We start from the raw sequence: 12,336 nt of genomic DNA on the forward strand, positions 1-12,336 counted from the left end.
CCTTACAGCTTCATCAGGCTGGCGTCGTCGACCGAGGCCGAGTGGCGGGCACGGAAGACGGACACGATGATCGCGAGCCCGACGACGACCTCCGCGGCGGCGACGACCATCGTGAAGAAGGCGATGATCTGGCCGTCGAGGTTTCCGTGCATGCGGGAGAAGGTGACGAACGCGAGGTTGCAGGCGTTGAGCATCAGCTCGACGCACATGAAGACCACGATCGCGTTGCGCCGGATCAGCACCCCGACCGCACCGATGGTGAACAGCAGGGCGGCGAGGTACAGGTAGTTGACGGGGTTCACCGGGTGGCCTCCTCTTCGTCCCGGTCCCGGCCGAGGCGCTCCTCGGAGCGCTGCTCCAGGGCCTTGAGGTCGGCGATCGCCTCGGTGGACACGTCCCGGATCTGGCCCCGCTTGCGCAGGGTCTGCATGACGGTGAGCTCCGCCGGGGTGCCGTCGGGCAGCAGACCGGCGATGTCCACGGCGTTGTGCCGGGCGTAGACGCCGGGTGCGGGCAGCGGCGGCACGTGCGTGCCCGCGCGTACGCGCTGCTCGGAGAGTTCGCGCTGGGTGGCGGCCCGCTCGGTGCGCTCGCGGTGGGTGAGCACCATCGCGCCGACGGCGGCGGTGATGAGGAGTGCGCCGGTGATCTCGAAGGCGAAGACGTACTTGGTGAAGATGAGGGCGGCGAGGCCCTCGACGTTTCCGCCGCGGGCGCTGTTGGCGGCGCCGAGTCCGGCGAACTCCGTGAGCGAGGCGTTGCCGATGCCGGCGGCGAGCAGGACGCCGAAGCCGAGGCCGCAGACGACGGCCCACCAGCGCTGGCCCTTGATGGTCTCCTTCAGCGAGTCCGCGGCCGTGACACCGACCAGCATGACGACGAAGAGGAAGAGCATCATGATCGCGCCGGTGTAGACGACGATCTGGACGATGCCGAGGAAGTACGCCCCGTTGGCCAGGTAGAACACCGCGAGGATGATCATGGTTCCGGCGAGGCAGAGCGCCGAGTGCACGGCCCGCTTCATGAGGATCGTGCAGAGGGCGCCGATGACGGCGACGGTGCCGAGGACCCAGAACTGGAAGGCCTCGCCCGAGGACGTGGTGTACGCCGCGAGGTTCGCGCTCATGCGTCCGCCCCCTCCGGCTCGCCCTTCTCCCCCTTGGACACGGCGACCTGGCGGACGGTGCCGGGCGCGGCCTCGGTGACCAGCCCCCGGTAGTAGTCCTGCTCGGTCATGCCCGGGAAGATCGCGTGCGGGCTGTCGACCATGGTGTCCTCAAGGCCCGCGAGGAGCTGCTCCTTGGTGTAGATCAGGTTCTCGCGGGAGGAGTCGGCCAGTTCGAACTCGTTGGTCATCGTCAGCGCCCGGGTGGGGCAGGCCTCGATGCAGAGTCCGCAGAGGATGCAGCGGGCGTAGTTGATCTGGTAGACGCGGCCGTACCGCTCGCCCGGGGAGTAGCGCTCCTCCTCCGTGTTGTCCGCGCCCTCGACGTAGATGGCGTCGGCGGGACAGGCCCAGGCGCACAGCTCGCAGCCGATGCACTTCTCCAGACCGTCGGGGTGACGGTTGAGCTGGTGCCGGCCGTGGAAGCGGGGCGCCGTCGTCTTCTCCTGCTCCGGGTACTGCTCGGTCAGCCGCTTCTTGAACATGGCCTTGAAGGTCACGCCGAAGCCGGCCACCGGATTCTGGAAATCAGACACCGTCCGTCTCCTTTCCATCACTCGCAGTAGCAGTATCGGGGGCGCCGCTGACAACGAGGTCCCGGTCGTGCCGCGGCCTGCGCCGGGGCACGGGCGGCAAGGACTGTCCGGGCTTGGGCGGTACGGGGAAGCCTCCGGCCATCGGGTCGAAGGAGCGGGTGTCCTCGGGTGCGGGTGCGGCGGCCTTCGCCTTCCGGTCGCGGAACACGTCGACCACGAAGGAGAGCAGCAGCAGTCCGAGGACGGCTCCGGCGACGTACAGGACGATGTTGCCGAAGGCGATGTTCTCGTTCCGCAGCGCACGGACGGTGGCGACCAGCATCAGCCAGACCACGGAGACCGGGATGAGGACCTTCCAGCCGAGCTTCATCAGCTGGTCGTAGCGGACGCGGGGCAGGGTGCCGCGGAGCCAGATGAAGAAGAAGAGCAGCAGCTGCACCTTGATGACGAACCAGAGCATCGGCCACCAGCCGTGGTTCGCGCCCTCCCAGAAGGTGGAGACCGGGTACGGGGCCCGCCAGCCGCCCAGGAAGAGCGTCACCGACACGGCCGAGACCGTCACCATGTTCACGTACTCGGCGAGCATGAACAGCGCGAACTTGATGGACGAGTACTCGGTGTTGAAGCCGCCGACGAGGTCGCCCTCGGACTCCGGCATGTCGAAGGGGGCGCGGTTCGTCTCACCGACCATCGTGACGATGTAGATGATGAACGAGACCGGCAGCAGGATCACGAACCAGCGGTCCGCCTGCGCCTCGACGATCGCCGAGGTCGACATCGACCCCGAGTAGAGGAAGACGGAGGCGAAGGCCGCGCCCATGGCGATCTCGTACGAGATCATCTGCGCGCAGGAGCGCAGACCGCCGAGCAGCGGGTACGTGGAGCCGGAGGACCAGCCGGCGAGGACGATGCCGTAGATGCCGACGGAGGCGACCGCGAGGACGTACAGCATCGCGATCGGCAGGTCGGTGAGCTGCATCGAGGTGCGCTGGCCGAAGATCGACACCTCGTTGCCGGCCGGTCCGAAGGGGATCACGGCGATCGCCATGAACGCCGGGATGGCGGCGATGATCGGGGCGAGGACGTAGACGACCTTGTCGGCCTTCTTGACGATCACGTCCTCCTTGAGCATCAGCTTGACGCCGTCCGCGAGGGACTGGAGGAGGCCCCAGGGGCCGTGCCGGTTGGGGCCGATGCGCAGCTGCATCCAGGCGACGACCTTGCGTTCCCACACGATGGAGAACAGCACGGTGATCATCAGGAAGGCGAAGCAGAAGACGGCCTTGATCAGGACGAGCCACCAGGGGTCCGTACCGAACATGGACAGGTCTTCGGCGGCGAGCGGCGTGGTCATGCCTGCACCTCCGTGCCATCGACGGGGCTCGGGGTCGCCGGGCCGATGCGGACCAGGTCGCCGGGGTGGGCGCCGGTGTCGGAGAGGACACCGCGCCCGGCCGAGTTCAGCGGGAGCCAGACGACGCGGTCGGGCATCTCGGTGACCTGGAGCGGGAAGGCGACGGAGCCCGCGGGGCCGGTGACTTCGAGGGTGTCGCCGTCCTTGACGCCGGTGTCGGCGGCGGTGGCGGCGGAGAGCCGGGCGACGGCCGCGTGCCGGGTGCCCGCGAGGGCGGTGTCGCCCTCCTGGAGCCGGCCGAGGTCGAGGAGCATCCGGTGTCCGGCGAGGACGGCCTCGCCGTCGCCGGGCCGGGCCGCGGCCTGACCGGGTTCGACGGGCTCGGAGGCCCGCTCCTCGGTCCAGCCGGCGAGCCGGTCGAGTTCCCGGCGTACGGACCTGAGGTCGGGCAGGCCCAGGTGGGCGTCGAGGGCGTCGGCGAGCATGTGGAGGACGCGCGCGTCCGACGGGGCCAGGGGCCGGGTCATCTGCTCGGGCTTGAGCGCGGCCTCGAACATCCGGGCCCGGCCTTCCCAGTTGAGGAAGGTGCCGGGCTTCTCGGCGACGGCGGCGACCGGGAGGACGACGTCGGCGCGTTCGGTGACCTCGCTGGGCCGCAGTTCCAGGGAGACGACGAAGGCCGCGTCGAGCGCTTCACGCGCGCGTGCCGGGTCCGGGAGGTCGGAGACCTCGACGCCGCCGACGAGCAGGGCGGCGAGTTCGCCGGTGGCGGCGGCCTCCAGGATCTGGCCGGTGTCGCGGCCGTAGCCGTGCGGGAGTTCGCGGACGCCCCAGACTGCGGCGACCTCCTCACGCGCGCGGGGGTGGGTCGCGGGCCGGCCGCCGGGCAGCAGCGCCGGGAGCGCTCCGGCCTCGACCGCTCCGCGTTCGCCGGAGCGGCGCGGGATCCACACGAGCCGGGCGCCGGTGGCGGCGGCGGTGCGCAGGGCGGCGGTCAGGGCGCCGGGGACTCCGGCGAGGCGCTCGCCGACGACGAGGACGGCGCCTTCCGTGCGGAGGGCCTCGGCGGCGGCGAGTCCGTCGCCTTCGAGGCCGACCCGGGAGGTGAGCGCGTCGAGCCACTCGGTCTCGGTGCCGGGGGCGGCGGGCAGCAGGGTGCCGCCCGCCTTCTCCAGGCCGCGGGTGGCGAAGGCGGCGACCGCGTAGGTCTTCTGGCCGTGCTTGCGCCAGGCCTTGCGGAGCCGCAGGAAGACGCCGGGGGCCTCCTCCTCGGACTCCAGGCCGACGAGGAGGACGGCCGGGGCGGCTTCGAGCGAGGTGTACGTGACGCCCGTGCCGTCCAGGTCGCGGCCGCGTCCGGCGACGGCGGAGGCGAGGAAGTCGGCCTCCTCGCCGGAGTGGATCCGGGCCCGGAAGTCGATGTCGTGGGTGTCGAGGGCGACGCGGGCGAACTTGGCGTACGCGTAGGAGTCCTCGACGGTCAGCCTGCCGCCGGTGAGGACGCCGGTGCGGCCGCGGACGAGTCCGAGGGCGGCCGCTTCCAGGGCCTCGGGCCAGGAGGTGGGCTCCAGTTCACCGGTCCCGGGGTTGCGGACGAGCGGGGTGGTGAGCCGGTCGCGCTGCTGGGCGTACCGGAAGCCGAAGCGGCCCTTGTCGCAGATCCACTCCTCGTTGACCTCCGGGTCGTCGGCGGCGAGCCGTCGCATGACCTTGCCGCGCCGGTGGTCGGTGCGGGTGGCGCAGCCGCCGGCGCACTGCTCGCACACGGACGGCGAGGAGACGAGGTCGAAGGGGCGGGAGCGGAAGCGGTAGGCGGCCGAGGTGAGGGCGCCGACCGGGCAGATCTGGATGGTGTTGCCGGAGAAGTACGACTCGAAGGGGTCGCCCTCGCCGGTGCCGACCTGCTGGAGGGCGCCGCGCTCGATGAGTTCGATCATCGGGTCGCCGGCGACCTGGTTGGAGAAGCGGGTGCAGCGGGCGCACAGGACGCAGCGCTCGCGGTCGAGCAGCACCTGGGTGGAGATCGCGATCGGCTTCTCGTAGGTGCGCTTGACGCCCTCGAAGCGGGACTCGGACTGCCCGTGGGACATGGCCTGGTTCTGCAGGGGGCACTCGCCGCCCTTGTCGCAGACGGGGCAGTCCAGCGGGTGGTTGACGAGCAGCAGCTCCATCACACCGTGCTGGGCCTTCTCGGCGACGGGACTGGTCAGCTGCGACTTCACCACCATGCCGTCGGTGCAGGTGATGGTGCAGGAGGCCATCGGCTTGCGCTGGCCCTCGACCTCGACGATGCACTGGCGGCAGGCGCCGGCGGGGTCGAGGAGCGGGTGGTCGCAGAAGCGCGGGATCTCGATGCCGAGCTGTTCGGCGGCGCGGATGACCAGGGTCCCCTTGGGGACGGAGATCTCGATGCCGTCGATCGTCAGCGAGACGAGATCTTCCGGTGGTACGGCCGGGCTGCCGCCGCCGGCGGGCTGGGGCGTGGTGACGGTCATGCGGTCACCTCCTTGTGGTTGTCCGCCCAGGCGGTCGACTTGGCCGGGTCGAAGGGGCAGCCGCGGCCGGTGATGTGCTGCTCGTACTCCTCGCGGAAGTACTTGAGCGAGGAGAAGATCGGCGAGGCGGCGCCGTCGCCGAGGGCGCAGAACGACTTGCCGTTGATGTTGTCGGCGATGTCGTTGAGCTTGTCGAGGTCGGACATCTTGCCCTTGCCTGCCTCGATGTCTCGGAGCAGCTGGACGAGCCAGTAGGTGCCTTCGCGGCAGGGTGTGCACTTGCCGCAGGACTCGTGGGCGTAGAACTCGGTCCATCGGGTGACGGCCCGGACGACGCAGGTGGTCTCGTCGAAGCACTGGAGTGCCTTGGTGCCGAGCATCGATCCGGCGGCGCCGACGCCCTCGTAGTCGAGGGGTACGTCGAGGTGCTCGTCGGTGAACATCGGGGTGGAGGAGCCGCCGGGGGTCCAGAACTTGAGCCGGTGGCCGGGGCGCATGCCGCCGCTCATGTCGAGGAGCTGGCGCAGGGTGATGCCGAGGGGGGCCTCGTACTGGCCGGGCGAGGAGACGTGCCCGGACAGCGAGTACAGCGTGAAGCCCGGGGACTTCTCGCTGCCCATCGAGGTGAACCACTCCTTGCCCCGGTTGAGGATCGCGGGAACGGACGCGATGGACTCGACGTTGTTCACCACAGTGGGGCAGGCGTACAGACCGGCGACCGCGGGGAAGGGCGGGCGCAGCCGGGGCTGGCCGCGGCGCCCTTCGAGCGAGTCGAGGAGCGCTGTCTCCTCTCCGCAGATGTACGCGCCGGCGCCTGCGTGCACGGTGAGTTCGAGGTTCAGTCCGCTGCCGAGGATGTTCCGGCCGAGGTAGCCGGCGGCGTACGCCTCGCGGACCGCCTCGTGGAGGCGGCGCAGGACGGGGACGACTTCGCCGCGCAGGTAGATGAAGGCGTGCTCGGAGCGGATCGCGTAGCAGGCGATGATCATTCCCTCGATGAGGGAGTGCGGGTTGGCGAAGAGGAGGGGGATGTCCTTGCAGGTGCCGGGCTCGGACTCGTCGGCGTTGACCACGAGGTAGTGCGGCTTGCCGTCGCCCTGCGGGATGAACTGCCACTTCATGCCGGTGGGGAATCCCGCGCCGCCGCGTCCGCGGAGGCCGGATTCCTTGACGTACGCGATGAGGGCGTCGGGGCTCATCGCGAGGGCCCGCTTGAGTCCCTCGTATCCCTCGTGCCGCTCGTAGGTCTCCAGGGTCCAGGAGTCGGGCTGGTCCCAGAAGGCCGAGAGGACGGGGGACAGAAGCTTCTCGGGGCTGCTGTTGTTGATCTCGGCGGCCAAGGTCATCACTCCCCCTCCTGACCGGAGGTCTCACCACGCGGGTGGACGATTCGGTGGTGCGGCCGCTCGCCCTTGGCGAGGCGGAGTCCGACGAGGGAGGCGGGGCCCGCGCCGCCGGTGGCCTCGACGGCGCCGGGGCGCTCGTCGGGGAAGCCGGCGAGGATGCGGGCGGTCTCCTTGAAGGTGCAGATCGGGGCGCCGCGGGTGGGTTCGACGGTCCGGCCGGCCCGCAGGTCGTCGACCATCTGCTTGGCGGACTCGGGGGTCTGGTTGTCGAAGAACTCCCAGTTGACCATCACCACGGGGGCGAAGTCGCAGGCCGCGTTGCACTCGATGTGTTCGAGGGTGATCTTGCCGTCGTCGGTGGTCTCGTTGTTGCCGACGGCGAGGTGCTCCTTGAGCTCCTCGAAGATGGCGTCGCCGCCCATGACCGCGCAGAGCGTGTTCGTGCAGACGCCGACCTGGTAGTCGCCGGAGGGCTTGCGCCGGTACATCGTGTAGAAGGTGGCGACGGCGGTGACCTCGGCGGTGGTGAGGCCGAGCGTCTCGGCACAGAACGCCATGCCGGTACGGGTCACATGCCCCTCCTCCGACTGCACGAGGTGCAGCATCGGCAGGAGCGCGGAGCGGGAGTCCGGGTAGCGGTCGATGATCGCCCGCGCGTCCTCGGTCAGGCGGGCGTGGACCTCGGCCGGGTACGCGGGGGCGGGGAGCTGGGGCATGCCCAGACTGATCTGGTCGGTCATCGGTCGACGCCTCCCATCACGGGGTCGATGGAGGCGACGGCGACGATGACGTCGGCGACCTGGCCGCCCTCGCACATCGCGGCCATGGCCTGGAGGTTGGTGAAGGACGGGTCGCGGAAGTGGACCCGGAAGGGGCGGGTGCCGCCGTCGGAGACGACGTGCACGCCGAGCTCGCCCTTGGGCGACTCGACGGCCGCGTAGGCCTGCCCGGCCGGGACGCGGAAGCCCTCGGTGACCAGCTTGAAGTGGTGGATCAGGGCCTCCATGGAGGTGCCCATGATCTTCGCGATGTGGTCGGTGGAGTTGCCGAGGCCGTCGGGGCCGAGCGCGAGCTGCGCGGGCCAGGCGATCTTCTTGTCGCCGACCATGACGGGGCCCGGCGCCAGGCGGTCGAGGCACTGCTCGACGATCCGGAGGGACTGCCGCATCTCCTCCAGGCGGACGAGGAAGCGTCCGTAGGAGTCGCAGGTGTCGGCGGTGGGGACCTCGAAGTCGTAGTCCTCGTATCCGCAGTACGGGTCGGTCTTGCGCAGGTCGTGCGGGAGGCCCGCCGAGCGCAGGATCGGTCCCGTGGCGCCGAGCGCCATGCAGCCGGTGAGGTCGAGGTAGCCGACGTCCTGCATGCGGGCCTTGAAGATGGGGTTGCCGGTGGCGAGCTTGTCGTACTCCGGCAGGTTCTTCTTCATGGTCTTCACGAACTCGCGCACGGCGTCGACGGCGCCGGGCGGCAGGTCCTGGGCGAGGCCGCCGGGGCGGATGAACGCGTGGTTCATGCGCAGGCCGGTGATCAGCTCGTACAGGTCCAGGATCATCTCGCGGTCCCGGAAGCCGTAGATCATGATCGTGGTGGCGCCGAGCTCCATGCCGCCGGTGGCGATGCACACCAGGTGGGAGGAGAGCCGGTTGAGCTCCATCAGCAGGACGCGGATGACGCTGGCCCGGTCCGGGATCTGGTCGGTGATGCCGAGCAGCTTCTCCACGCCGAGGCAGTACGCCGTCTCGTTGTAGAACGAGGTGAGGTAGTCCATGCGCGTGACGAAGGTGGTGCCCTGCGTCCAGGTCCGGTACTCGAGGTTCTTCTCGATGCCGGTGTGGAGGTAGCCGATGCCGCAGCGGGCCTCGGTGACGGTCTCGCCGTCGATCTCCAGGATGAGCCGGAGCACGCCGTGGGTGGACGGGTGCTGGGGGCCCATGTTGACGATGATGCGCTCGTCGTCGGCCTTGGCCGCCGACTGGACGACCTCTTCCCAGTCGCCGCCGGTCACCGTGTAGACGGTGCCTTCTGTGGTCTCTCGGGGAGACGCGTGGGACGTGGACATCAGCTGTACGACCTCCGCTGGTCCGGAGCCGGGATCTGGGCGCCCTTGTACTCGACGGCGATGCCGCCGAGGGGGTAGTCCTTGCGCTGCGGGTGGCCCTGCCAGTCGTCCGGCATCATGATCCGGGTGAGGGCGGGGTGGCCGTCGAAGACGATGCCGAAGAAGTCGTACGTCTCGCGCTCGTGCCAGTCGTTCGTCGGGTAGACGGCGACGAGGGACGGGATGTGCGGGTCGGCGTCGGGGGCCGACACCTCCAGGCGGATCAGCCGGCCGTGGGTGAGCGAGCGCAGGTGGTAGACGGCGTGCAGCTCGCGGCCCTTGTCGCCCAGGTAGTGGACGCCGGAGACGCCGGTGCACAGCTCGAAGCGGAGCGCCGGGTCGTCGCGGAGCGTGCGGGCGACGCGGACGAGGTGCTCCCGCTCGATGTGGAAGGTCAGCTCGTCGCGGTCGACGACCGTCTTCTCGATGGCGTTCTCGGGGAGCAGGCCCTGCTCCTCCAGCGCGCCCTCGAGTTCGTCGGCGACCTCGTCGAACCAGCCGCCGTAGGGGCGGGAGGCCGCGCCGGGGAGCCGGATCGAGCGGACGAGTCCGCCGTAGCCGGAAGTGTCGCCGCCGTTGTTGGCGCCGAACATCCCGCGCTGGACGCGGACCTCCTCGCCGTGTTCCCCGCGCTGCCCCGGCAGGTTCTGCGCGCTGAGGTCCTTCTCGGGATTGGGTGTCTCGTCGCTCACTGTGCTGAACCGTTCCCTTCTCCGCCCGCGCTGGGGGCACCACCCGACGAAGGCAGGGGGAGCAGAGGTGCCGGCATCGTTGCTTTCTGCGGCCCGGCGGCCGCGCGTGCGTCGGTCACCTCAGCAGACCCTTCAACTCAATGGTCGGCAGCGCCTTGAGCGCCGCTTCCTCCGCCTCCCGGGCCGCCTCCTCGGCGTTCACGCCGAGCTTGGAGGTCTGGATCTTCTGGTGGAGCTTGAGGATCGCGTCGAGCAGCATCTCCGGGCGCGGCGGGCAGCCGGGCAGGTAGATGTCGACCGGCACGATGTGGTCGACGCCCTGGACGATCGCGTAGTTGTTGAACATGCCGCCCGAGGAGGCGCAGACGCCCATGGAGATGACCCACTTGGGGTTGGGCATCTGGTCGTAGACCTGCCTCAGGACGGGCGCCATCTTCTGGCTGACCCGGCCGGCGACGATCATCAGGTCGGCCTGGCGCGGTGAGCCGCGGAAGACCTCCATGCCGAAGCGGGCCAGGTCGTACCGGCCGGCTCCGGTGGTCATCATCTCGATGGCGCAGCATGCGAGGCCGAAGGTCGCGGGGAACACGGACGCCTTGCGCACCCAACCCGCGGCCTGTTCGACCGTCGTCAGCAGAAAGCCGCTCGGGAGTTTCTCTTCGAGTCCCATAGGTGCCCCTCAGCCCCTCAGTCCCATTCCAGGCCGCCGCGACGCCACACATACGCGTAGGCGACGAAGACGGTGAGCACGAAGAGCAGCATCTCCACGAGCCCGAAAAGCCCCAGGGCGTCGAAGGTGACCGCCCAGGGGTAGAGGAAGACGATCTCGATGTCGAAGACGATGAAGAGCATCGCCGTCAGGTAGTACTTGATCGGGAAGCGGCCGCCTCCGGCGGGAGTGGGCGTCGGTTCGATGCCGCACTCGTACGCCTCAAGCTTTGCCCTGTTGTACCGCTTTGGCCCGATAAGCGTGGCCATGACCACGGAGAAGATCGCAAACCCCGCACCCAGGGCACCGAGCACGAGGACGGGCGCGTACGCATTCACGCTCCTCGCTCCTTCCAGTCGTCCTTGACCGTTGGACCGCACCCCGGACCGTGAAAGATCGCCCCCATGTGAGGCAGTTCACAAGCCCGGCTGCCCCGCATCTTATGCCCGCCCCTCTGTGATCTGCGACACGGGGTACAGCAACGACTTTGTGATCTCCACCACCTGACGAAGGATCATGAAGTCGGATGAGCGGTGATCTTGTTGCGCGAAGCGCCCAGGTGATCACCAGATGTGACATCCGGACCGGAAATCGCTGCTCGGAGGGGGTGTCGCACTATCAAGCGATGGCCACTACAGGCAAATTGGTGATGGACGCATCCGGGTGATAAAGGATGCGCCTGTCGCCCGGTCGAGGGGCTCGGCGTACGGCAGTGGACGCGTGCGCGCTTTCACGAGCGTTCGCGAGACAGAAGTGTGACCTGCGCCACACTCCGGAGGGCCCGAAAAAGCAGGGCTTGGCCATCGGCGTCAAGAGGTGGTAAGCGTCGGGCAATTCGGACGTTTCAATGAAAACCCGTGATCAAGCGCCAGATGAGCCGTGCCCGTTTTGCCCGTTACGGCGTCAATAAGGGCGTCACAGAAGCGGATTAGGAGATTCCGAACGTAACTGTGGCGCAACCCACGTTTCTTGAAGGGAACCGTGAAGCCCTGATAGCGGTTGTCCTCATGTCCCACACCGCTCACATACCCAGCCACCGGAAGCCCCGCCGCAGCGCCTCGAAGCTCGCGCTGCGAGCCGGAGTTGCCGGTGGCGTCCTCGGCACCATCGCGGTGGCCGGTGCTGCCGGGCCGGCGAATGCCGAGCCGGTGACCGAGACCATCGAAATGCCCACCCTGGGCTCCCTCGAGGCCGGCACCGGTCTCGCCTCCGCCGTCGCCGCCTCCGCCGAGGCCTCCCAGCAGGAGGCGCTCGACCAGAGCCTCCAGACGCAGGAGAACCTGGCGCTGCAGAAGGCCGCCAAGGAAGCCAAGAAGGCCAAGGCCGAGGCCGACCGCAAGGCCGCCGCCGAGAAGGCCGAGAAGGCCCGCCTCAAGGCCGAGGCCGAGGCGAAGGCCGAGCAGGAGCGCAAGGAAGCCCAGGAGCGGGCCTCCCGCACCAGTGAGCGCACCCAGCTCGCCGCCACGTCCGCGAGCGACGACAGCTCCTCGGGCTCCGGCTCCTCGGCCGGTTCCAGCGACAGCCAGACGCAGGCCCCCTCCGGCTCCGCCGCCGCGATCGTGGCCTTCGCGCGCGCCCAGATCGGCGACTCGTACGTCACCGGCGGCACCGGCCCCAACTCCTGGGACTGCTCCGGCCTCGTCCAGGCCGCCTACCGCGAGGCCGGCATCGACCTGCCGCGCATCTCGTACGACCAGTCGAGCATGGGCACCTCCGTCTCCCTGAGCAACCTCCAGCCGGGCGACATCCTGTACTGGGGCAGCCGCAGCGGCTCGTACCACGTCGCCATCTACGTCGGCGGCGGCAAGTACGTCGGCGCGCAGAACTCGTCGACCGGTGTCGTCGAGCGCTCCCTGGACTGGGACATGCCGTCGGGCGCGGTCCGCATCCTCTGATCGCCCGCACATCGTCGTAAGCGAAAGGCCGTCACTCCTCGGGGGA

The 12,336-nt window shown here is 69.4% G+C and carries 12 protein-coding genes; 1 reads left to right on the forward strand and 11 read right to left on the reverse strand.

Features of this window, described 5'->3' with window-relative positions:
• Positions 1-2 precede the first annotated feature (2 nt).
• From nuoK to OG259_RS17780, 11 genes are all read right to left on the reverse strand, one after another.
• On the reverse strand, positions 3-302 hold the full coding sequence (gene nuoK, locus OG259_RS17730) for an NADH-quinone oxidoreductase subunit NuoK (RefSeq protein WP_189800457.1): 300 nt from the start codon (positions 300-302) through the stop codon (positions 3-5).
• Complete coding sequence (locus OG259_RS17735) at positions 299-1,126, reverse strand: NADH-quinone oxidoreductase subunit J (RefSeq protein WP_328943140.1); 828 nt, start codon at positions 1,124-1,126, stop codon at positions 299-301. The genes nuoK and OG259_RS17735 overlap by 4 nt, the downstream gene beginning before the upstream one ends.
• Positions 1,123-1,719, reverse strand: a complete 597-nt coding sequence (nuoI, locus tag OG259_RS17740) for an NADH-quinone oxidoreductase subunit NuoI (protein WP_328943141.1) — start codon at positions 1,717-1,719, stop codon at positions 1,123-1,125. The genes OG259_RS17735 and nuoI overlap by 4 nt, the downstream gene beginning before the upstream one ends.
• The gene (nuoH, locus tag OG259_RS17745; protein WP_328943142.1) at positions 1,694-3,055 is read right to left on the reverse strand and encodes an NADH-quinone oxidoreductase subunit NuoH; all 1,362 of its coding nucleotides are present in this window, start codon (positions 3,053-3,055) and stop codon (positions 1,694-1,696) included. Before nuoH ends, nuoI begins: the two co-directional genes overlap by 26 nt.
• Positions 3,052-5,550 carry an NADH-quinone oxidoreductase subunit G gene (locus OG259_RS17750; protein WP_328943143.1) on the reverse strand — a complete coding sequence of 833 codons (2,499 nt, stop codon included), beginning with the start codon at positions 5,548-5,550 and terminating at the stop codon, positions 3,052-3,054. Before OG259_RS17750 ends, nuoH begins: the two co-directional genes overlap by 4 nt.
• The gene (nuoF, locus tag OG259_RS17755) at positions 5,547-6,899 is read right to left on the reverse strand and encodes an NADH-quinone oxidoreductase subunit NuoF (RefSeq protein ID WP_328943144.1); all 1,353 of its coding nucleotides are present in this window, start codon (positions 6,897-6,899) and stop codon (positions 5,547-5,549) included. The genes OG259_RS17750 and nuoF overlap by 4 nt, the downstream gene beginning before the upstream one ends.
• Positions 6,896-7,636, reverse strand: coding sequence for an NADH-quinone oxidoreductase subunit NuoE (gene nuoE / locus OG259_RS17760; protein ID WP_328943145.1), 741 nt, complete (start codon positions 7,634-7,636; stop codon positions 6,896-6,898). Before nuoE ends, nuoF begins: the two co-directional genes overlap by 4 nt.
• A complete protein-coding gene (locus OG259_RS17765; protein ID WP_328943146.1) occupies positions 7,633-8,955 on the reverse strand; it encodes an NADH-quinone oxidoreductase subunit D in 1,323 nt (440 codons plus the stop codon). Before OG259_RS17765 ends, nuoE begins: the two co-directional genes overlap by 4 nt.
• Entirely contained in the window at positions 8,955-9,686 is a 732-nt protein-coding gene (locus tag OG259_RS17770) for an NADH-quinone oxidoreductase subunit C (RefSeq protein WP_328943147.1), read from the reverse strand. The genes OG259_RS17765 and OG259_RS17770 overlap by 1 nt, the downstream gene beginning before the upstream one ends.
• Positions 9,687-9,801: 115 nt before the next feature.
• A complete protein-coding gene (locus OG259_RS17775; RefSeq protein ID WP_024756031.1) occupies positions 9,802-10,356 on the reverse strand; it encodes a NuoB/complex I 20 kDa subunit family protein in 555 nt (184 codons plus the stop codon).
• A gap of 17 nt (positions 10,357-10,373) precedes the next feature.
• The gene (locus tag OG259_RS17780; protein ID WP_019888619.1) at positions 10,374-10,733 is read right to left on the reverse strand and encodes an NADH-quinone oxidoreductase subunit A; all 360 of its coding nucleotides are present in this window, start codon (positions 10,731-10,733) and stop codon (positions 10,374-10,376) included.
• Between the two features lie 669 nt (positions 10,734-11,402).
• Between OG259_RS17780 and OG259_RS17785 the strand changes: the two genes are divergently transcribed.
• Positions 11,403-12,290: a C40 family peptidase gene (locus OG259_RS17785; RefSeq protein WP_328943148.1), complete on the forward strand. Its 888-nt coding sequence runs from the start codon at positions 11,403-11,405 to the stop codon at positions 12,288-12,290.
• Positions 12,291-12,336: the final 46 nt, after the last annotated feature.

The organism is Streptomyces sp. NBC_00250, from assembly GCF_036192275.1.
Classification (GTDB): Bacteria; Actinomycetota; Actinomycetes; order Streptomycetales; family Streptomycetaceae; genus Streptomyces.